Annotated in this window: 16 protein-coding genes; 6 read left to right on the top strand and 10 right to left on the bottom strand. The window is 73.7% G+C overall.

Annotation, left to right across the window (positions count from 1 at the left end; translation table 11 throughout):
• Positions 1-66: 66 nt before the first annotated feature.
• Genes GA0070609_RS18865 through wecB form a run of 4 tightly spaced genes read left to right on the top strand, consistent with a single transcriptional unit; the run spans position 67 to position 4,584 of the window.
• Positions 67-1,107 (top strand): SDR family NAD(P)-dependent oxidoreductase, encoded by a 1,041-nt coding sequence (locus GA0070609_RS18865; RefSeq protein WP_088995007.1) that lies wholly within the window; start codon positions 67-69, stop codon positions 1,105-1,107.
• Positions 1,101-2,228 carry a polysaccharide biosynthesis C-terminal domain-containing protein gene (locus GA0070609_RS18860; protein ID WP_088995006.1) on the top strand — a complete coding sequence of 376 codons (1,128 nt, stop codon included), beginning with the start codon at positions 1,101-1,103 and terminating at the stop codon, positions 2,226-2,228. The genes GA0070609_RS18865 and GA0070609_RS18860 overlap by 7 nt, the downstream gene beginning before the upstream one ends.
• Positions 2,225-3,463, top strand: coding sequence for a glycosyltransferase family 4 protein (locus GA0070609_RS18855; protein WP_088995005.1), 1,239 nt, complete (start codon positions 2,225-2,227; stop codon positions 3,461-3,463). The genes GA0070609_RS18860 and GA0070609_RS18855 overlap by 4 nt, the downstream gene beginning before the upstream one ends.
• Positions 3,460-4,584, top strand: coding sequence for a non-hydrolyzing UDP-N-acetylglucosamine 2-epimerase (gene wecB / locus GA0070609_RS18850; protein WP_088995004.1), 1,125 nt, complete (start codon positions 3,460-3,462; stop codon positions 4,582-4,584). Before GA0070609_RS18855 ends, wecB begins: the two co-directional genes overlap by 4 nt.
• A gap of 287 nt (positions 4,585-4,871) precedes the next feature.
• Here the strand turns inward: wecB and GA0070609_RS18845 are convergent, their stop codons facing one another.
• The 4 genes from GA0070609_RS18845 to GA0070609_RS18830 all read right to left on the bottom strand — a co-directional run bounded on the left by GA0070609_RS18845 (position 4,872) and on the right by GA0070609_RS18830 (position 9,371).
• Positions 4,872-6,734 carry a nucleoside-diphosphate sugar epimerase/dehydratase gene (locus tag GA0070609_RS18845; RefSeq protein ID WP_088995003.1) on the bottom strand — a complete coding sequence of 621 codons (1,863 nt, stop codon included), beginning with the start codon at positions 6,732-6,734 and terminating at the stop codon, positions 4,872-4,874.
• Between the two features lie 156 nt (positions 6,735-6,890).
• A complete protein-coding gene (locus tag GA0070609_RS18840; RefSeq protein WP_231928892.1) occupies positions 6,891-7,532 on the bottom strand; it encodes an acetyltransferase in 642 nt (213 codons plus the stop codon).
• Entirely contained in the window at positions 7,532-8,680 is a 1,149-nt protein-coding gene (locus GA0070609_RS18835; protein WP_088995001.1) for a DegT/DnrJ/EryC1/StrS family aminotransferase, read from the bottom strand. Before GA0070609_RS18835 ends, GA0070609_RS18840 begins: the two co-directional genes overlap by 1 nt.
• Before the next feature lie 22 nt (positions 8,681-8,702).
• Positions 8,703-9,371 (bottom strand): sugar transferase, encoded by a 669-nt coding sequence (locus tag GA0070609_RS18830; RefSeq protein ID WP_269459254.1) that lies wholly within the window; start codon positions 9,369-9,371, stop codon positions 8,703-8,705.
• 230 nt (positions 9,372-9,601) lie between these two features.
• Here GA0070609_RS18830 and GA0070609_RS18825 point away from each other — a divergent pair, with 230 nt between their 5' ends.
• Entirely contained in the window at positions 9,602-10,558 is a 957-nt protein-coding gene (locus GA0070609_RS18825; protein WP_088995000.1) for a DUF389 domain-containing protein, read from the top strand.
• A gap of 136 nt (positions 10,559-10,694) precedes the next feature.
• Here the strand turns inward: GA0070609_RS18825 and GA0070609_RS18820 are convergent, their stop codons facing one another.
• Together GA0070609_RS18820 and GA0070609_RS18815 are read right to left on the bottom strand one after the other, a co-directional pair.
• Positions 10,695-11,129 carry a hypothetical protein gene (locus GA0070609_RS18820; RefSeq protein WP_088994999.1) on the bottom strand — a complete coding sequence of 145 codons (435 nt, stop codon included), beginning with the start codon at positions 11,127-11,129 and terminating at the stop codon, positions 10,695-10,697.
• 551 nt (positions 11,130-11,680) lie between these two features.
• Positions 11,681-14,155 (bottom strand): Tex family protein, encoded by a 2,475-nt coding sequence (locus GA0070609_RS18815; RefSeq protein WP_088994998.1) that lies wholly within the window; start codon positions 14,153-14,155, stop codon positions 11,681-11,683.
• Positions 14,156-14,248: 93 nt separating this feature from the next.
• Here GA0070609_RS18815 and GA0070609_RS18810 point away from each other — a divergent pair, with 93 nt between their 5' ends.
• Positions 14,249-15,760: a deoxyguanosinetriphosphate triphosphohydrolase family protein gene (locus tag GA0070609_RS18810; RefSeq protein ID WP_088997823.1), complete on the top strand. Its 1,512-nt coding sequence runs from the start codon at positions 14,249-14,251 to the stop codon at positions 15,758-15,760.
• A gap of 63 nt (positions 15,761-15,823) precedes the next feature.
• Here the strand turns inward: GA0070609_RS18810 and GA0070609_RS18805 are convergent, their stop codons facing one another.
• The 4 genes from GA0070609_RS18805 to GA0070609_RS18790 form a co-directional block, all read right to left on the bottom strand.
• Complete coding sequence (locus tag GA0070609_RS18805; protein ID WP_088994997.1) at positions 15,824-16,969, bottom strand: MBL fold metallo-hydrolase; 1,146 nt, start codon at positions 16,967-16,969, stop codon at positions 15,824-15,826.
• A 104-nt stretch (positions 16,970-17,073) separates the two neighbouring features.
• Positions 17,074-18,090 (bottom strand): serine hydrolase, encoded by a 1,017-nt coding sequence (locus GA0070609_RS18800; protein ID WP_231928334.1) that lies wholly within the window; start codon positions 18,088-18,090, stop codon positions 17,074-17,076.
• A gap of 87 nt (positions 18,091-18,177) precedes the next feature.
• A complete protein-coding gene (locus GA0070609_RS18795) occupies positions 18,178-19,122 on the bottom strand; it encodes an SDR family NAD(P)-dependent oxidoreductase (RefSeq protein WP_088994995.1) in 945 nt (314 codons plus the stop codon).
• Entirely contained in the window at positions 19,119-20,303 is a 1,185-nt protein-coding gene (locus GA0070609_RS18790) for a zinc-dependent alcohol dehydrogenase (RefSeq protein ID WP_088994994.1), read from the bottom strand. Before GA0070609_RS18790 ends, GA0070609_RS18795 begins: the two co-directional genes overlap by 4 nt.
• Between the last annotated feature and the right edge of the window lie 96 nt (positions 20,304-20,399).

Raw genomic sequence — 20,399 nt, 5'->3', positions numbered from 1 at the left:
CGGATGTACACGTGCGGGCGGCCTCATGGGTGCGCGCCGCCCAGGTCGAGCATCGAAGGAGCGTCCGTGAGCGTTCTACCTGCTGGTAGCCGGGTGTTGATAACCGGCGGCACCGGATCCTTCGGCCAAACCATGGTGCGCCGGCTCCTCGACCGGGGGGTCGAGGAGGTCCGGGTGCTCAGCCGGGACGAGGCCAAACAGGACGCGATGCGCCGACTGCTCGGGGACAACCGGGTGCGGTACCACGTCGGCGACGTGCGGGACTACGACTCGGTGCTGCGGGCCAGCCGTGGCATCGACTACGTCTTCCACGCGGCGGCCCTGAAGCAGGTGCCGTCCTGCGAGTTCTTCCCGCTGGAGGCGGTCCGCACCAACGTGGTGGGCAGCGCCAACGTCGTCGAGGCAGCGCAGCGCAGCGGAGTCGGCTCGGTGGTCGTGCTGAGTACGGACAAGGCCGTCTACCCGGTGAACGTGATGGGCATGACCAAGGCACTCATGGAGAAGGTGGCGCAGGCGCACGCGCGGAACAACCCGAACAGCGCCACCACCGTCTCCTGCGTCCGGTACGGCAACGTCATGTACTCGCGTGGCTCGGTCATCCCGCTCTTCATCGAGCAGATCAAGGCGGGCCGCGCCCCCACGGTGACGGACCCGGGCATGACCCGGTTCCTGATGTCCCTCGAGGAATCGGTGGAGCTCGTCGAGCACGCCTTCCAGCACGCCCGGGCCGGCGACATCTTCATTCGCAAGGCCGCCGCCTGCACCATCGGGGACTTGGCCGAGGCCGTCTGCCAGCTGTTCGACGTACCGGCCAAGCTCGACGTGATCGGCGTACGCCACGGCGAGAAGCAGGACGAGACGCTGGCCAGTCGGGAGGAGCTCGCCCAGGCCGACGACTTCGGCGACTTCCTCCGGGTGCCGCTGGACGCCCGGGACCTGAACTACGCGCTCTACGTGTCCGAGGGCGAACTCGGGGCGGGGCCGGTCGAGGACTTCAACTCGGCCAACGCGCCGCGGCTGGACGTACCCGCGATCGTCGAGCTGTTGAAGACGTTGCCGGAGGTCCGTGCGGAACTGGCCCTGCGGGATCCGGTGCTGGCGTGCTGAGGCTCGCGATCACCGGTGCCGGCGGTTTCCTCGGATGGCATGTGCGGGTGCTGCTGCGCGCACTCGGCTGGCCTGAGCCTGCCGTCGTCACCCGGGCCGACCTGACCGACCCGAGCCAGGTGGCCGCGAAGGTCGCCGGGGTCGACCGGGTGCTCCATCTGGCCGGCGTGAATCGGGGGGAGCCCGCCGAGGTGGCGGGTGGCAACGTCGACCTCGCCGTTCAGCTCGCCGAGGGGCTGCGGCGCTGTCCGACCCCGCCCGGCGCCCTGGTCTTCGCCAACTCCGTGCAGGCCGGCAACGGCACTCCGTACGGCGACGCCAAGGCCACCGCCGCCGGCATTCTCGCCGATGTCGGTCTGCCCTTCGACGACCTGATGTTGCCGAACCTCTACGGAGAGCACGGCCGGCCGCACTACAACTCGGCGGTGGCCACCTTCTGCCGGCTGCTGGCCGACGGCGGGCGACCCGAGGTGCACGGCGACCGGGAGTTCGCGCTCGTGCACGTCACCGATGCGGCGGCCAGGCTGGCCGGGATACCGGCCGGCGGGTCCTGGGACCCCGGCATGCCGGCGCTGCGGACCGGTGTCCGAGACCTCGCGGACCGGCTCACCGAGATCGCCGCCGTCTACCGCACCGGCGAGATCCCGTCCCTGCTGGATCGGCACGACGTGCGACTGTTCAACACCTACCGGTCCCACTGCTTCCCGGCGCGCTACCCGCTTGCCCTGCCTCGCCGGGCGGACGCCCGGGGTGAGCTCGTCGAGACGGTCAAGGCACACGGGGGCGCCGGCCAGACCTTCTGCTCGACCACCCGGCCGGGAGTCACCCGCGGTGAGCATTTCCACCTGGCCAAGGTGGAACGCTTCGTGGTGCTGCGCGGCTCGGCCGAGATCAGCCTGCGCCGGGTCGGCGACACCGAGGTGCTCCGGTTCCCGGTCACCGGCACCGAGCCGGTACTGATCGACATGCCCACCATGTGGGCGCACAAGCTGGTCAACACCGGCCCGGACGAGCTGGTCACGATGTTCTGGACGAACGAGCTGTTCGACCCGGCCCGACCCGACACCTGGCCGGAGCCGGTGGAGGCGGCCCGCCCGTCGCCCGTGGCGGTCGCCGCGTGAAGGTCGGTCTGGTCAGCCAGTGGTATCCGCCCGAGGGTGTGTTCATCCCCGGCAATCTCGCCAACCAGCTCGCCGAACGGGGCCACGAGGTGCGGGTGCTCACCACGTTCCCGAGCTACCCGCACGGTCGGGTCTTTCCCGATTGGCGACAGCGGTGGCGGCACCGCGAGATCGACGGCCGGGTGGCGATCCGCCGAGTGCCCGCGTACCCGAGCCACGACACCTCGGCCGCCCGGCGCGCGCTGAGCCATCTCTCCTTCGGAGCCAGCAGTGCGTTGGCCGGTCTCGGCTGGCTGGGCGGCGTCGACGTGACCTACGTCTACCACCCGCCACCCACCGCCATCGCCGCCGCCGCACTGGTCCGGGCGGCCCGGCGAACCCCCATCGTGCTGCACGTGCAGGACATGTGGCCCGAGTCGGTGCTGCAGTCGGGGATGGCGCCGACCGGCCGGGGCGGCCGCGCCCTGGAGCGCGGCCTCACCACGCTGATGCGGACCACGTACCGGCTGGCCGGCGCCATCGTGGTGATCTCGCCGGCGATGGCCGACCTGGTGGTGGAGCGGGGGGCCGATCCGGCCCGGGTGCGGGTGGTGTGGAACTGGACCGACGACGCGCTGTTCCGCCCGGTGCCGGCCACCGACGAGGCCCGCGCCGTGCTCGGCCATCGTGGCCGCTGCACCGTGATGTTCGCCGGCAACCTGGGACTGTTGCAGGGGATCGAGACGGCGATCCGGGCCGCGGCCGCCGTCGGCGACCGGATGGACCTGGTGCTGGTGGGTTCGGGCGCCGACGAGGACGCTGCGCGGCGGCTCGCCACCGACCTCGGCGCCGACAACGTACGGTTCGTCGGCCGCCGCCCGCCGGAGCAGATGGCCGAGTTGTACGCCGCCGCGGACTGGCAGTTGGTCTGCCTGCGCGACCTGCCGGCCCTGCGCGGCACCATCCCGTCGAAGCTGCAGGCCGCGCTGGCCTGCGGCGTGCCAGTGATCGCGGCGGTGGGTGGCGATGCCGCCGCACTGGTCCGCGCCACCGGCGTCGGCCTGGTGAGTCCACCCGGGGACTGGCGCGCGCTGGCCGAACGGTTCACCGAGGCGGCGGCCCGACCGGCGGCGGCCCGGGCCGAGTTGGGTAGCCGGGCCCGCCAGGTCTACCGGGACCGGATGTCACTCCGGGTGGGCGTCGACCAGTTCGAGGACATTCTGGCCAAGGTGGCCGCGGAGAGAGGACGGTCATGACCCGGATCATGACGATGGTCGGCACCCGACCCGAGATCATCAGGCTCTCCCGGGTGATCGCCCGGTTGGACGACACCGTCGACCACGTGCTCGTGCACACCGGTCAGAACTGGGACAGCAGCCTCTCCGACGTCTTCTTCACCGAACTGCGGCTGCGCGAGCCGGACCGTTTTCTCCGGGTCGACACGTCCTCCCTCGGCCGGGTGCTCGGCGGCGTGCTGGTCGGTGTGGAGACGGCCATCGCCGAGCTGCGACCGGACGCGCTGCTGGTGCTCGGGGACACCAACAGCTGTATCGCCGCGCTGATGGCTCGGCGGATGCGGGTGCCGGTCTACCACATGGAGGCCGGCAACCGCTGCTTCGACCTGAACGTGCCGGAGGAGACCAACCGCCGGCTGGTCGACCACGTCGCCGACTTCAACCTGGTCTACACCGAGCACGCACGGCGTAACCTGCTGGCCGAAGGGCTGCACCCCCGACGGATCCTGCACACCGGATCGCCGATGCGGGAGGTGCTGGAGCACTACCGGGCCGACATCGCCGCCTCCACGATCCTGCGCCAGCTGGAACTCACGGCCGGCCAATACTTCCTGGTCAGCGCTCACCGGGAGGAGAACGTGGATCGCCCGGACCGGCTTGCGAGGCTGCTGGAGTGCCTGCGTGCGGTCCGCGACCGCTGGGGCTACCCGGTGCTGGTCTCCACCCATCCGCGCACCCGCAAGCGTCTGGAGGCGCTGGCGCCGGACGTCACCGCCCTCGACGGGATCGCGTTCCACGAGCCGTTCGGCCTGCTCGACTACGTGCACCTGCAGAGCAGGGCCTACTGCACGCTGTCGGACAGCGGGACCATCAGCGAGGAGTCGGCCATCCTCGGGTTCCCGGCGGTCACGCTACGCGAGTCGATCGAACGCCCGGAGGCGCTGGACGCCGGGGGCATCATCATGACCGGTCTCGACCGGCAGGGGGTGGTGGAGGCGGTCGAGGTCACCGTCGAACAGGTGGCCGCCGCGGGTGTACCGTGCCCGGCCGACTACCGGGTGCCGGACACCTCACGCCGGGTCGTCGACTTCATCCTCTCCACCGTCCGGCGCCACCACGACTGGGCCGGCATCCGCCGCTGACCGCTGGTCTCACGGGCCGGTGACCGACATTCGGGTCACCGGCCCGCATCGTCTCCGCAGGTCGTCACACCCATTGGGCTCGTCAGCACCAGCTCACGTGACCGTGCCGCCCACCAGCCGTCCGAGCCGGTCCCGCCACCCCACGCCACCCGTGCGGCGGCCGGCTCGATCCACCGCGATGTGAACCCGTGACGCCGCGCGTCCCGGGTCGGCCGGGAAGGGTTCGGCGTCGGTGGACACGGAACGACCCGCCGCCCGGTGAACGCGGGCGGCGGGTCGACCTGTGGTCAGCGGGAGAGCGGCACCTGCACCGAGCCGTCGCGGAGCCCCGACGGCTCGGCGCAGAGCAGCGCGAGCTGGGCGATGACCTTCTCCGGATCGTCGTACGGGTCGAGCCCGCTGACCTCGAGCGGGTCCAGCGCCGGGACGGCCACGTGTGAGATCAGCGGGTGCAGCGGCCGGGTGTCGATCTCGCCGGTGCCCAGCAGGTCCTCGTGCAGCTTCTCGCCGGGGCGCAGCCCGGTGTAGACGATCGGCACCGAGCTCTGCGCCTGCTCGGCCAGCTGCCGGGCCAGGTCGGCGATGCGCACCGGTTCGCCCATGTCGAGCACCAACGCCTCGCCGTCCCGGCCGATCTCCGCGGCCTGCAGCACCAGGTGCACCGCTTCCTGCACCGTCATCAGATAACGGGTCACCTCGGGGTGGGTGACGGTCAGCGGGCGGCCCGCCTCGATCTGCCGCTGGAACGCGGTGACCACTGAGCCCCGGCTGCTCAGCACGTTGCCGAACCGGACGCTGAGGAAGGTGCCGGGAAACCGGGAGGCGGCGTGTGCGGTCAGCCGCTCGGTGATCCGCTTGGAGTAGCCGAGCACGCTGATCGGGTCGGCCGCCTTGTCGGTGGAGATGTTCACGAACTTGGCCACGTCGCGGCAGGCGTCCAGCACCGACAATGTGCCCCAGACGTTCGTCTTCACCGCCTCGCCGGGGTGCCGTTGCAGCAGCGTGAGGTGCTTCAGCGCGGCCGCGTGGAAGATGACGTCCGGCCGGCGTTCCTGGATGATCCGGCGGATGCCCTCGTCGTCGCGCAGGTCGGCGAGGATCAGCTCGGGGCCGTCCAGCAAGGCCCGCCCGGCCAGCGACATCTGCAGGCTGTGCAGGGCCGACTCGTCCCGGTCGAGCATCATCAGCTCACCCGGGTCGGCCTTCATCAGCTGACGGCACAGCTCGGAACCGATCGAGCCGCCGGCGCCGGTGACCAGCACCCGACGGCCGGCGATGCTGTTGCTGGTGAGGGGCAGGTCGGCGACGACCTGGCGGCGGCCGAGCAGGTCGCTGATCCGCACGTCGCGGACGTCGGTGACGGTGATCCGGTGGTCGAGCAGGTCGCGGACCGGGGGCAGCACCTTGAACGCGGCGCCGGTCTGCAGGGTGGCCTCCCGGATCTGCCGGATCAGCGCGGCGTCGGCGTTGGCGACCGAGAAGATGACGGTGCTGGCCCCGGTGCGGCGGACGGCGGCGCCCACGTCGTGCCGGCCGCCGAGCACCCGTACCCCGCCGATGCGCAGGTCGCGCTTGTCCGGGTCGTCGTCGAGCGCGCCGACCGGCAGGTACCGGCCGCGCGGGTCGCTCAGCATCGCCCGCAGCAGGCCCTGCCCGGCGTCACCCATTCCGAACAGCAGGACGGGCGTGGAGGAGCGGACGTCCGGCCGCATCGCCAGATCCCGGCGGTGCCGGTAGGCGAACCGGGCGGCGAGCATGAAGAGCAGGGCGAGCGCGCCGCCGACGAGCGGTGTGCTCGCCGGTACCGGCCGGTCGACCGACGGCAGCAGGCCCAGCAGCACGATGCCCGCCGTGGTGAGCGTGGTACCCGCCACGCCCTGCACCTCCTGCAGGCTGCCGAGGGGATGCCGGCCCGAGTAGAGCCGGCGCAGCCCGGCCACCGCTACGTGCACGACGGCGGCGACCGCGCCCACCCCGGCGGCGCGGGCGAGCATGCCAGGGGGTAGCTGGAACTCGTACCGGGTCCAGACGGCCGCGAGGAAGCCGCCGATCCACGCCGTGGTGTCGGTGGCGAGGAAGCCGATGGCCCGGCGGCGTGCCCTGGTCCGCGATGTCAGTTCCGTACGGGTGCTCTGTGTGTCCCGCGGCATGTGTGCTCCTGTCCGGTCTCCGACCACTCCCACCACGCACCGGCGGGAGGAGTTTTGTGCTCGTCTAAGTAGTTACATGCCATGACCAGCCTTTTGGGCGGTTTTACGATCGCCGTCCGAATGTACGGGCCGCCCGCGCCGCGCGGACGATTCCGCTCACCGGGCGGGTACGCCCTTGACCACGACGCCCTCCGGCACGTCCCGGACCACGCAGGCGCCCGCGCCGACCGTGCTGTCCCGTCCGACGCGCAGCCCCTGCAACACCGCGGCGGTGGTCCCGATCAGCACCCCTTCGGCCAACTGGCAGTCACCCGACACGGCGGCGAGCGGGTTCACCGAGACGTAGTCGGCGAGCGTGCTGTCGTGGCCGACGGTGGCGTTCTGGTTGAGGTGCACGTGCCGGCCGATGGTCACGTTGGTGGTGACCCGGGCGCCGGCGAACGCGACGAACCCCGGCCCGTGCTCGGTGTCCGGGCCAATCGTGGCCGCCGGGTGGACCAGGCTGGCCGCCGGCGTGGCGTACCGGTCGAGGCGTTGCCCGACCGCGCGCCGGACGCGGGGATCCCCGATGCCGATGACGTGGTGGGTGTCCGCCGGCGCGTCGCGCAGCCAGTCGAGCCCACCCAGGTACGGCACGTCCAGCCGCTGCACCCGCTTGAGGTTCTCCTCGGCGGGCCGGTCGTCGAGGAAGCCGAGCAGTTGCCAGCGCTGCCGGCCGGCGGCGGCGTTGACGGCCCGGGCGATGGTCAGCACCTCCCGGCCGTGTCCGCCGCAGCCGACCACCACCAGTGGGATCATCACGCCGTCGCCGCTCCGGTCCGCAGGGACAGGAACTCGTCGATCGCGCCGTGCACGTACCCGATCTGCGGGTCGGTGAGCGCGCTGCCGCTGGGCAGGGTGAGCCCCTCGGCGAAGAGCGCGTCGGCCGCCCCGGTGAGCAGGCTCTCGGCCCCGGCGTAGGCCGGCTGCCGGTGCATCGGCTGCCACACCGGCCGCGTCTCGATCTCCCGCCCCGCCAGGTGGGTGGCGAGGTCCGCGGTTCGCCAACCGGCCCGCTCGGGGTCCACCCGGATGCAGGTCAGCCAGCAGTTCGCCTCGGCGTCCTCCGCGCCGATCAGCTCGACCCCGGGTACCGGTGCGAAGAGCTTGGCGTACCGGTCGCGCAGCTGCCGGCGGCGGGCGATCATGCCGTCCAGCCGGACCAGCTGGGCCCGACCCAACGCGGCCAGCAGGTTGCTCAGCCGGTAGTTGTAGCCGGTCTCGCGGTGCTCGTAGTGTGGCAGCGGCTCGCGCGCCTGGGTGGCCAGGTGCCGGGCCCGGGCCAGCAGCGCCAGGTCGTCGGAGACCAGCATGCCGCCCCCGGAGGTGGTGATGATCTTGTTGCCGTTGAAGGAGAGGGCGCCGATCCGGCCGAACGTGCCGGCCGGCCGCCCGCCGTGCCGGGCGCCGAGTGCCTCGGCCGCGTCCTCCACCACCGGTACGCCGGCTTCCGCGCAGAGCGGCAGCAGGGCCGTGTAGTCGGCGCAGCTGCCGAACATGTCCACCGGCACCACGGCGCCGACCCGCTCGCCACGGTCGGCCAGCCGGCGTAGCAGTTCGGCCAGCAGCGGGACGTCGACGTTGCCGGTGTGCGGGTCGCAGTCGACGAAGACCGGCCGGGCGCCGGTGTACCGGACCGCGTTCGCGGTGGCCACGAAGGTCAGGGTCGGCACGACGACCACGTCGTCGGGCCCGACCCCGACGCCCAGCAGGGCCAGGTGCAGGGCGGCGGTGCCGGAGCTCACCGCTACCGCACCGCGGGCGCCCACCCGCTCGGCCACGTCGCGCTCGAACGCGTCGAGATCGGGGCCGACCGGCGCGACCCACCCCGAGCGCAGGGCGGCGAGCAGGTACGACTCCTCCAGGGGCCCGACGTCGGGCGGTGACAGGTAGATGGTCGGGCTCATCAGGCGCCTCCGGGGCAGGTGGTCATGCCGGGGTGCGATCGAGGGACGCCGACCGGTTCGGCGTGCCCAGGAACTCGGGGGCGGTCGGGGAGCCGGCAGCGGCGATGCCCTCGCGGCGCAGCACCGTGCGGACGGTCGCCACGAGGATCGACAGGTCCAGCCGGAGGCAGCGGTTGTCGACGTACTCCACGTCGAGGTCGAACTTCTCCTCCCAGCTCAGGCCGTTGCGGCCGCGTACCTGGGCCAGCCCGGTGACCCCGGGCCGCACCTCGTGTCGACGGGCCTGGGTGGGGGAGTAGCGGGGCAGGTACTCCGGCAGCAGCGGGCGCGGCCCGACCAGGCTCATGTCGCCGCGCAGCACGTTCCAGAGCGTGGGCAGCTCGTCCAGGCTGGTGGCCCGCAGCCAGCAGCCGAGCGGGGTGAGCCGGTCGCCGTCGGTGACCAGCCCGCGGCTCGGGTCGGGCGCCCGCATGGTGCGGAACTTGACCACGTCGAAGAGCCGGCCGTGCAGCCCGGCGCGGCGCTGGCGGAACAGCACCGGGCGGCCGAGGCCCAGCGCGACCAGGAGCGCCACCAGCGCCAGCGCCGGCGTCGCGAGCAGCAGCAGCACGGCGGCCACGGTCACGTCGATGATCCGCTTGCCCCGCTCGGGCCGGACCGGCCGCCGCGGCGGGCGTTCGGGCGCAATCACGAGACCAGGCACCGTTCTTACCTCCTGCAACAGTCATTGAGCAACAAAGGGGTTGTAACAGGCGGTTAGCTCGCAGCAGTGCCGAATCACGACACTCGGGCGGTAACCAGTCGGATCAACCCCAGAACTCCCGCCGAGGAAACGGCCCTGACCAGGTAGATCCCGCGGGACCCTCGGGTTGGCGGGCGGGCGGTAGATTGCTCGGCGGCCGATCGGGCGAGGGGAGTGCCGTGCTGCACCTGCGGGTCATCGTGCCGCCGGACCAGTCCCCGGCCGTGACGGATCTGCTGGCCGCCGACCCCGGGGTGACCCACCTGGTGGTGCTCAGCGACGCCGCCCGCCAGCCGCGCGGCGACCTCATCCTCTGCGACGTGGTCCGGGAGAGCGCCGACAGCGTGCTGCACGGCCTGCGGCAGCTCGGCGTGGAAGCTCGCGGCGGCATCGCCGCCGACGACGTGGAGCTGACCATCTCGACGGCCGCCGACCGGGCCGCCCGTACCGCCCCCGGCAGCGGCGCCGACGCGGTGGTCTGGGACGAGATCGCCGCGAAGACCGGCGAGCAGACCGAACTCTCCGCGACCTACCTGGTGCTGCTCATCGTGGCCACGATGATCGCCGGCATCGGTGTGCTGCTGGACCAGCCGATCCTCATCGTCGGCGCGATGGTGGTGGGCCCGGAGTTCGGTCCGCTGGCGGCGCTCTGCGTGGCGCTGCTGCGGCGCCGGGGCCGGGTCATCCTCCGGTCGGTGCAGGCGTTGGTGGTCGGCTTCCTGGCCGCGATGGTGGCCACCGTGCTGAGCACCTGGGCGCTGGACCTGGCCGGCCTGGTCACCCGGGACATGCTGCTGGCCGAACGGCCGCTGACCGACTTCATCTGGCGGCCCGACGCCCTCTCCTGGGTGGTCGGTCTGCTCGCCGGGGTGGCCGGCATGCTCTCGCTCACCTCGAAGAAGTCCGGCAGCCTGGTCGGCGTGCTGATCTCGGTCACCACGGTCCCGGCCGCCGCGAACGTCGCGGTGGCCGCCGCGTACCGGGTCTGGCACGAGGCGGCCGGCTCGGCGCTACAGCTGTTGATCAACCTGTGCGCGATCGTGCTCGCCGGGCTGCTCACCCTCGTCGTACAGCAGCTGGGCTGGTGGCGGCTGGCCCGACGCGAGGCCGGGCGGCCCGCGCGACGCGGGCGCTAAGTCCGGTCACGGCAGGCGTCGCGGGCGGTTCGGCGCCCTGCAACACCGTGCCCGCCACGGCGCCGCGCAACGCGGCGAGCTGCCTCGAGCCGGCGGCGGAGGCCGGGCGGCCCGCGCGGGCGGCCGCTGAGTCAGGTCACGGCCAGCCGTCGCCGGCATCGAGCCGGCGGGCGAGCAGCGTGCGGAGCGGGACGGACTCGCCGTCCCGGCCGCCCTCCCCGACGATCAGCGGCGGCGGGCTGGGCTGCGGCTCGGCGCCGAACAGCCGCGCCCGCAGACCGCCGGGCACGGTCAGCAGGTGGAACCGCCCGTCGACGTCCACCGCCCGGGTCCGGGCCCGGTCGACGTACCAGCCGGTGAGCCGGGTGCGGTAGCGGCCGCGCCCGGCGTAGTCGCGGGCGACCAGCCGGGTGGTGGCCAGCCCACGCCGGGTCGCCTCGGCCACGAATTCGGCCACCAACTCGGCGGCCTCGGCCCGCTCCGCCGCCCGGCGCCGCTCGTCGGCCGCCGCGTGCGCCCGCACCGCGCGGCGCTGCCGCTCCCGCCAGTCCAGGCCGTCCACCTCACCCACGACGCGACGGTACGCCCACCCGCCCGACCGCCCCCGCCCACCCACCTCAACGCCGCCCGGCTGGCCCCCCGGGGTACCCGCCGCCCGGGCCGCTGTTGTGCTGGAGGGCGGCTCAGTGAGACCGCCGGTCGTGGCGAGCGGTCGCCACACGCACCGTCCTGTCGCTCGACGGGTGGCGGATTGGTGTGCCCCGGCTGTGCGGGCAGGTCGACAGGGCGCGACGGTCCTGGTCCGCGCGGGTCCCGTCGGGGCGGAGTGGACCGTTCGTGGTGTCACCACCGCGATCCGTCTACGACATCAGCTCCACAGCGTCCGCTCGGCGGGAAGACCGCCTGCGCCGAGCCTGCGGCACGGTCGACCACCGGGCAGTCACGCTGTCGCTCCGGGGTGCAGTCGGGCCGGGCGACCCTGGCACCACCGCGCTGTGCCGGGCCAGGCTGGCCCGGCACACATCGCCTCCCGATGCGCAGGTGGACCGGCCCGTCAAACAGCCCGGCCCGTCACGCACCCCGGCCCGTCACGCAGCCCAGCCCGTCAGGCAGCCCGGCTGGTCAAGCCAGGCCGGCCCGGCGCAGCGCGTCGGCCATCGCGCCGTTGGCCGGCGCCGGCGCCGGGGCCGTACCACCCCGGCCCTGCCGCTGCGACCCACCGCGACCGCCCTGGCCGCCGCCGCGACCGCCCTGGCCGCCGCGCCCGCCCTGGCCGCCGCGCCCGCCCTGGGCACCGCGGTCGGCGCGGTCGGCGCGCGGGCCGCCCGACTCCCCGCGACCGCCGCCGCGCTCCCGGCGGCCGCCGGGCTCCGCGTCGTCCTCCAGTCGCAGGGTCAGCGAGATCCGCTTGCGCGGCACGTCGACGTCGAGCACCTTGACCCGGACCACGTCACCGGACTTGACCACCTCGCGGGGGTCCTTGACGAACGTCCGGGACATCGCCGAGACGTGCACCAGGCCGTCCTGGTGCACCCCGACGTCCACGAACGCGCCGAACGCGGCCACGTTGGTGACCACGCCCTCCAGCACCATGCCGGGCGCCAGGTCGCTGATCTTCTCCACCCCCTCGACGAAGGTGGCGGTGCGGAACTCCGGCCGCGGGTCGCGGCCCGGCTTCTCCAGCTCGGCGAGAATGTCGGTGACCGTCGGCAGGCCGAACGTCTCGTCGACGAAATCGGTGGCCCGCAGCCCGCGCAGGATGGCGCTCTTCCCGATCAGCGACCGCAGGTCCTGCCCGGTGTGCGCCAGGATCCGGCGTACCACCGGGTACGCCTCCGGGTGCACGCTGGAGGAGTCCAGCGGGTCGTCGCCGTCGGGAATGCGCAGGAAGCCGGCGCACTGCTCGAACGCCTTCGGGCCGAGCCGCGGCACCTTCTTCAGCTCGGCCCGGGAACGGAACGGGCCGTTGGCGTCCCGGTGCAGCACGATGTTCTCCGCCAGCCCGGCGCCGATGCCGGAGACCCGGGTCAGCAGCGGCGCGGAGGCGGTGTTCACGTCCACCCCGACCGCGTTCACGCAGTCCTCCACCACCGCGTCCAGCGACCGGGAGAGCTTTACCTCCGACAGGTCGTGCTGGTACTGGCCGACCCCGATCGACCGCGGGTCGATCTTGACCAGCTCGGCGAGCGGGTCCTGCAGGCGTCGGGCGATGGAGACCGCCCCGCGCAGCGAGACGTCCAGCCCGGGCAGCTCCTGCGCGGCGTACGCGGACGCCGAGTAGACCGACGCGCCGGCCTCGGAGACCACCACCTTGGTGAGGTTGAGCTGCGGGTGCCGCTTGATCAGCTCACCGGCCAGCTTGTCGGTCTCGCGCGAGGCGGTGCCGTTGCCGATCGCGACCAGCTCCACCCGGTGCGCCGCGGCGAGCCGGGCCAGCGTCTCGATCGAGGCGTCCCACTGCCGGCGCGGCTCGTGCGGGTAGATCGTGTCGGTGGCGACCACCTTGCCGGTGGCATCCACCACGGCGACCTTCACCCCGGTGCGCAGCCCCGGGTCGAGGCCCATGGTCGCCCGGGTGCCGGCCGGGGCGGCCAGCAGCAGGTCGCGCAGGTTGGTGGCGAAGACCCGGACCGCCTCCTCCTCGGCCGCCTGCCACAGGCGCATCCGCAGGTCCGCGCCGAGGTGGATGAGGATCCGGGTACGCCAGGCCCAGCGCACCGTGTCGGCCAGCCACCGGTCGGCCGGGCGCCCCTGGTCGGTGATCCCGAACCGGCCGGCGATGGCCGCCTCGTACCGGGTCGGGCCGGTAACCAGCGCGTCCGGGTCACCCCCCGGCTCCGGGTCCATCGTCAGGTCGAGCACGCCCTCCTTCTCGCCCCGGAACATCGCCAGGATCCGGTGCGACGGCAGCTTCGGGTACGGCTCGGCGAAGTCGAAGTAGTCGGCGAACTTCGCGCCGGGCTGCTCCTGCCCGTCGCGTACCCGGGAGACCAGCCGGCCCCGCGACCACATCTGCTCGCGCAGCGACCCGATCAGATCCGCGTCCTCGGCGAACCGCTCGATCAGGATGGCCCGGGCGCCGTCTAGCGCGGCGGCCGCGTCAGCCACCCCCTTGTCGGCGTCGACGAAGCCGGCGGCCACCTCCCGGGGCTCCCGGGACGGGTCGGCCAGCAGCGTGTCGGCCAGCGGCTCCAGCCCCGCCTCGCGGGCGATCTGCGCCCGGGTCCGCCGCTTCGGCTTGTAGGGCAGGTAGATGTCCTCCAGCCGGGACTTGGAGTCGGCGGCCATGATCTGCGCTTCCAGCGCCTCGTCCAGCTTGCCCTGGCCGCGGATCGACTCCAGCACGGCGGCCCGTCGCTCGTCCAGCTCGCGCAGGTAGCGCAGCCGCTCCTCCAGGGTGCGCAGCTGGGTGTCGTCGAGCAGGCCGGTGGCCTCCTTGCGGTACCGGGCGATGAACGGCACGGTGGCGCCGCCGTCGAGCAGCTCGACGGCTGCCCGCACCTGACGCTCGGCGACGCCGAGCTCCTCGGCGATCCGCTGATGAACAGAGAGGGTCACGATCTCGATCCGCCTTCGGGTCTGGGGTCCGCCCTGCATTCTGCCGGCCGGCCCCGACGGCCGTCGTCGCGCCCGGCCGGTACGGCGGCGAGCCGTCGTCGGCGCCGGCCACCCTGCGCTAGCGTGGCGATCATGGAGCAACCTGCGGAGCCGCGCGCCCGGCGGCTCTTCGGCGGCAGCGCCCGGGCCCTCGGCGATCTGGCGACGAGTCCGTTCCGGTCGGACCGCGACCGGATCGTCGGCTCGCCGTTCTTCGCCCGCCTCGGCGGGGTCACCCAGGTGATCAGCCCGGTCGGCTCCGGCCTGCTGGTGCACAACCGGCTCACCCACAGCCTCAAGGTCGCCCAGGTGGCGCGGGCGATCGCCGAACGGCTCACCGCCGACGGCGAGTACCGCGACCTGCTGGCGAAGCTCGGTGGCTGCGATCCCGACGTGGTGGAGGCGGCTGCACTGGCGCACGACCTTGGCCACCCGCCGTTCGGGCACCTGGGGGAGCGGGTGCTGGACCGGCTGGCCCGGCACCGGTTGGGGCTCGCCGACGGCTTCGAGGGCAACGCGCAGTCGTACCGGATCGTCACCAGCACCGAGATCCGGGGCGCGGCGACCACCGGCCTGGACCTGACCGCGGCCGTCCGGGCGGCGCTGCTGAAATATCCGTGGACCCGGCTGGACCACCCCGATCCGCACCCCCGGCTGATGGAGCCGCCGCCGCGCGGTGCCACCCCGCCGCCGGACGACCCGGCCAGCGGCTCGGCGAAGTTCGGCGCGTACCGGACCGAGGTGGACGACCTGCGCCAGGCCCGGGAGCCGTTCGTCGGCCGGATCGCGGACTGGCAGCAGACCGTCGAGGCGTCCGTGATGGACACCGCCGACGACATCGCGTACGCCATCCACGACGTGGAGGACTTCTACCGGGTCGGTGTGCTCCAGCAGGGGGCGGTGGCCGCCGAGCTGATGGCGTGGCAGCGCGAGAGCGGGCACTTCCGGGCCATCACCGACGCCGCCCTGGGCAGCGCGGCCCGCCGGCCCGGCGCGGCGATCGAGCGGCTGCGCCGGCAGCTGCACCGCAAGGACGCCTGGGTCGCCGACGACGAGGCGTTCGCCGCCGCCGTCGAGCACGTCCGCGAGGAACTGGTGGAGGGGCTGCTCGCGGTGCCGTTCGACGGCTCGATCGAGGCGGAGCAGTACGTGGCCCGCTTCTCCGCCCGGTGGACCACCCGGTTCGTCGACGCGATCACCGTGGTGGAGCACCCGTCGGTGCGCTCCGGGCACGTGCTGCTGGCCCCGGCGCAGTGGCACGAGGTGCAGGTGCTCAAGTTCGTCCACCACCGGTTCGTGCTGGCCCGGCCCGATCTGGCCCTGCACCAGCGCGGCCAGGCCCGGCTGCTGGGCACGCTGGTGGAGGCGCTGCTGGACTGGCTGCTCGACCCCGAGGAGGAGTCCCGGCTGCCGCGCCGGCTGCACGACCTGGTCGAGCTGGCCGAGGCGGAGCTGCATCCGCGTACCCCGGACCGGATCGGCAAGGCCCGGGGGCGGGCCATCGTCGACTTCGTCGCGCAGCTCACCGACAACCAGGCGGTCGCCATGCTGGACGCGCTCTCCGGCCGCTCCGGCGCCCTCTGGACCGACGCCTTCGTGCTCTGACCGCCGGCCGGGCGTCCGGCGGGGCGTCGGGCGCGCCGGCGGCGCCCCGGACCAGTGGACCGCTCAGGCGACCGACTGCCACCAGCCGTCGACCGCGGGCGGGTCGTCCACCACCACCCGCTCGCCCGGCCGCGGCACGGCCAGCCGCACGTCGCGCGCCTTGGCCTCGGCCCAGAGCCGGTCCACCGGCTCGGACCAGTCGTGCAGGGCGAGGTTGAAGGTGGCCCAGTGCACCGGGATCAGCAGCCCGCCGCGCAGGTCCAGGTGGGCGCTGACCGCCTCCTCGGGGAACATGTGGATGCTCGGCCAGGCCCGGTCGTACGCGCCGATCTGCATCAGGGTCACGTCGAACGGGCCGTGCTCCGCGCCGATCTCGGCGTACCCGTCGAAGTAGCCGGAGTCACCGGTGTAGAAGACCTTGCGCCGCGCCCCGGCGATCACCCACGAGCTCCACAACGTGCCGTCGCGGCGCAGCCCCCGCCCGGAGAAGTGCTGGGCGGCGGTGGCGGTGATCTCCAACCCGCCCACCCGGTGGCACTCCGACCAGTCCAGCTCGACGATCCGGTCCGCCGGTACGCCCCAGCGGTCCAGGTGCGCGCCGACCCCGAGCGGCACCAGGAACGGCGCGGACTGGCTCGCCAGCAACGCTCGCACGGTGGCCATGTCGAGGTGGTCGTAGTGGTCGTGCGAGATCAGGATCGCGTCGACCGGCGGCAGTTCGTCGAGGCGTACCGGGGGCTCGTGCAGCCGGCGCGGGCCGACCATGGCCGACGGTGAGCAGCGTTCGCTCCACACCGGGTCGAGCAGCACCCGCCGGCCCTCGATCTCGATCAGCGCGGAGGCGTGGCCGTACCAGACGACGTTCAGCTGCCGGTCGGTGTCGGTGGCCGGCGGCTCGGCCGGGCGCAGCAGCGGCACCGCCGAGCGGGGCCGGCGCTGCTGCTTGCCGAAGACCAGTTCCCAGAGCAGGTTGCGGCCGGGGTCGGCGACCATCGTCCGGGTGCTCGCCCGGTTGTGGAAGGTGCCGTCGCGGAACTGCGGTGAGCGGGCGGCCCGCTCGGCCCGGGCGCCGGTGAGCCGGCCACCGAGCGCCGCCGGCACGTCCCGGGCGACCCAGGCCAGCCCGGCGAGCGCGGCCAGCCCGACGCCGCCGCGCAGTCGGCGCCCCCACGCCTGGTCGAGTTCCGATCGCCCCACTGGTCGCCGCATCGCCGTCCCCTCCGCCGTCTCCCGCCCTACACGGTAGCCACCGTGGCACCGCCGTGGCCGGGCGAATCGGGCGGCCACGGCGGTCACGGCGGCACGCGGGCGGCTCAGCCGCCGTTGCTCGGCCGCTGGGCGGCCAGCCGGTGGGTCACCCCGGCGCCGGTGAGGTTGGCGGTGACGTCCAGCATCCGCCGGCCCAGCCGGGCCCGGGCCGTCACGGCGGGGTGGGTGGCGCCGTAGTTGTCCGGGTCGGCCTGCCCGTCGGCGAAGAGCACGTACGTCACCAGCGGTGCCCCGGCGGCGTCGAAGATCACGCCGGCCTCGTGCCGGGCGTCGGCGAACCAGCCGGCCTTGGTGGCGATCCGGGCCCGCTCGGCCGACGACGTGGTGCGCCGGATCCCCTCGTTGAACGCGATGGGGGAGCGCAGCAGCTTGAGCAGGAACGCGGTGGAGGCCGGCGTGAGCAGGGTGCCGGCGACCAGCGCCCGCAGCAGGTCGTGCGTCTCCCGGGGCGTGCTGGTGCCGAGGAAGAACCGGTTCGGGTTGGCCACCGGCTGCACCTGCGTCTTCGGGAAGCCCTTGGCCACCAGGATGCTGTTCAGCTCGGCGGCCGGGCAGACCAGGCCGCAGAGGCGTACCGCTGTGTCGTCCGAGACGGTCAGCAGGGCGGCCAGCGCGTGGCCGAGGGTGACCGAGCTGGGGTAGGCGTTGTCCAGGCTGAAGATGCCGTCCCCGCCCGGCACCACGATCGCGGCGGTCACGTCGACCCGCTGGTCCAGCGTGAGCAGCCCTCGGTCGACCTTGTCGAGCACCGCCACCGCGACCGCGATCTTGTTCACGCTGTACGCCTCGAGCACCTGGTCGGGCGAGTCGGCCACGACCTCCAGCGGCCCGTCGGCGGTGGCCAGGCTGAGGTAGGCCTGCCAGTTCCCGCCGGCCGTCGTCGTCTCCCGCAGGTAGGCCGCCTGGATCAGCGGCGCGACCAGTTCCGGTCGGGCGTTGACCCGGGCGGAGCGGCCGGCGACGGCCGACGATCCCGGGTCAGCGGCGGCGGGCACCGCGCTACCCAGCACGGTGCCGGCGGTGGCCACCGTGCCGATGCCCAGTGCGGTCCTGCGGTTCACTCTGATGGCCAATCGTCTCTCCCGTCCGGCGCGGATCATGTCCTCCGGCCACCATAGGGGAAGAGATCGAAGCGGGTGATCCCGTGCTCACCACGGCCGCCGCCGCAGCGCCGATCCGACCGCGCCGGGCAGGCCGCCGACGGCGCGGGCCAGCTGCCCGAGGTCGGGCAGCCAGCCGCCGCGGACCACCTCGCTGGACGGGTCGGCAGCGAACACCACCCCGTCGCGCGGCGGGGTGCGCCGGTCGGTCAGCGCCAGCAGCCGCATCAGTGGCCCGACCAGGACGTCGTAGACGCCGGGCAGCGCGGTGAAGCCGACCCGCATCACCACGTTGGCCCGGCCCACGGAGACCTCCCGGCGGGGCCGGTCGGCGCAGTCCAGGATGGCCCGGGCGACCCGCTCCGGGGTGGTGACCGGCAGGGGTGGGCGGCCGAGCCGACCCAAATGGTTCGCGGCCCGCTGGTAGACGGGGGTGTCCACACTGCCCGGACTGACCAGGCAGACCTCGACGCCGGGGGTGTCCCGGGCCTCCTGCTGCAGCACCCGGCCCAGCCCCTGCAACCCCCACTTGCTCGCCACGTAGCCGCTCAGGTAGGGGGCGGTGATGTGCCCCAGTACCGAGCCGACGAGGATCAGCGTCCCGCCACCGGCGGCCTGGAACCGGCGCAGCGCCACCCGGGCCACCGCCGCGGCGGCCAGCAGGTCGGTGCGTACCACCTGCTCGAAGACCCGCGCCGGGGTCTCCTCGAACCGGCCGTACGCCATCACCGCCGCGGTGTGCAGCCAGACGTCGACGCGGCCGAACCGGTCCACCGCCGCGTCCGCGAGCGCGTCGACCGCGCCGTCGGCCGTGATGTCGGTCGGTACGTCCAGCGCCTGGGCGCCGGCGGCGGCGCACTCGGCGCGTACCTCGGCGAGGGTGGCGGGCGAGCGGGCGGCGAGCACCAGCCGGTCCCCGCGCTCGGCGAAGGCCCGGGCCGCCGCCCGGCCGATCCCGCTGGTGGCGCCGGTGACCACCACGACCCGGCTCACGGTTCGAGCACGACCTTGACGCAGCCGTCCTCCTTCTTCTGGAACATCTCGTACGCCTGCGGCGCCCGCGCCAGCGGCACCCGGTGGGTCCGCAGGTCAGCCACGCCCAGCGGATCGGCGTCGTCGGCGAGCAGCGGCATGATCTCGTCGACCCAGCGGCGCACGTGGCACTGCCCCATCCGCAGCTGCACGCCCCGGTCGAACATCTCCATCAGCGGCAGCGGGTCGACCTCGCCGCCGTACACCCCTGAGACGGAGACGGTGCCGCCGCGGCGGACCGCCTTGAGCGCGGCCTTGAGCACGACCAGCCGGTCCACGCCGATCTTGTCGGTCATCGTCCGGGCGAGCGCGTCCGGCAGCAGCCCGGCGGCGGTCTGGGCGAGCTTGCCCAGCGGCGCGCCGTGTGCCTCCATGCCGACCGCGTCGATCACCGCGTCCGGGCCGCGCCCGTCGACCAGGTCGATCAGCGTGCTCGGCACGTCGTCCAGCTCGCTGACGTCGAGCACCTCGATGCCGTGCCGGCGGGCCATCGCCAGCCGTTCCGGCACCAGGTCCAGCCCGATCACCCGGCCCGCGCCGAGGTGCCGCCCGATCCGGGCGCAGAACTGGCCCACCGGGCCCAGCCCGAAGACGGCCAGGGTGCCGCCCGGCGGGGTGTCGGCGTACTTCACCGCCTGCCAGGCGGTGGGGAGGATGTCGGAGAGGTACAGCCAGCGCTCGTCGGGGCCGGTCGCCGGCACCTTGATCGGGCCGAACCCGGCGTGTGGCACCCGCAGGTACTCGGCCTGCCCGCCGGGCACCGACCCGTAGAGCGAGGTGTAGCCGAACAGCGCGGCGCCCTTGCCCTGCGCGGTGACCTGGGTGGTCTCGCACTGCGCGTACAGCTGCCGGTCGCACATCCAGCAGGAGCCGCAGGCGATGTTGAACGGCACCACCACCCGGTCACCGGGCTTGAGCCGGGTCACCCCGGGCCCGACCTCCTCGACGATGCCCATCGGCTCGTGGCCGAGCACGTCGCCGGGCTTCAGGTAGGGCCCGAGCACCTCGTACAGGTGCAGGTCGGAGCCGCAGATCGCGGTGGAGGTGACCCGGATGACCGCGTCGGTCGGTTCCTCGATGCGCGGGTCGGGCACGTCCTCCACCCGTACGTCCCGCTTGCCCTGCCAGGTCAGTGCCTTCATGCCCGATTCCCTTCGCCGTGCGCGTCCCCCGGGTGCTACCCCGGCAGGCCGGGTTGAACCGGCGGCCGGGCGGGCGGTCCCCCGCCGAGCCGTGGC

Origin of the sequence: Micromonospora echinaurantiaca (assembly GCF_900090235.1) — a bacterium.
In the GTDB taxonomy this organism is placed as follows: Bacteria; Actinomycetota; Actinomycetes; order Mycobacteriales; family Micromonosporaceae; genus Micromonospora; species Micromonospora echinaurantiaca.
The sequence above is the reverse complement of the archived record's forward strand: the minus strand, read 5'-3'. Positions and strand labels throughout refer to the sequence as shown.

What these genes read in the sequence shown, in the direction of transcription:
- GA0070609_RS18845 (WP_088995003.1), bottom strand. Translation starts at nt 6,734, where the DNA reads ATGCCGCGGGACACACAGAGCACCCGTACGGAACTGACATCGCGGACC.
- wecB (WP_088995004.1), top strand. Translation starts at nt 3,460, where the DNA reads ATGACCCGGATCATGACGATGGTCGGCACCCGACCCGAGATCATCAGG.
- GA0070609_RS18810 (WP_088997823.1), top strand. Translation starts at nt 14,249, where the DNA reads ATGGAGCAACCTGCGGAGCCGCGCGCCCGGCGGCTCTTCGGCGGCAGC.
- GA0070609_RS18835 (WP_088995001.1), bottom strand. Translation starts at nt 8,680, where the DNA reads ATGAGCCCGACCATCTACCTGTCACCGCCCGACGTCGGGCCCCTGGAG.
- GA0070609_RS18805 (WP_088994997.1), bottom strand. Translation starts at nt 16,969, where the DNA reads ATGCGGCGACCAGTGGGGCGATCGGAACTCGACCAGGCGTGGGGGCGC.
- GA0070609_RS18790 (WP_088994994.1), bottom strand. Translation starts at nt 20,303, where the DNA reads ATGAAGGCACTGACCTGGCAGGGCAAGCGGGACGTACGGGTGGAGGAC.
- GA0070609_RS18840 (WP_231928892.1), bottom strand. Translation starts at nt 7,532, where the DNA reads ATGATCCCACTGGTGGTGGTCGGCTGCGGCGGACACGGCCGGGAGGTG.
- GA0070609_RS18815 (WP_088994998.1), bottom strand. Translation starts at nt 14,155, where the DNA reads ATGCAGGGCGGACCCCAGACCCGAAGGCGGATCGAGATCGTGACCCTC.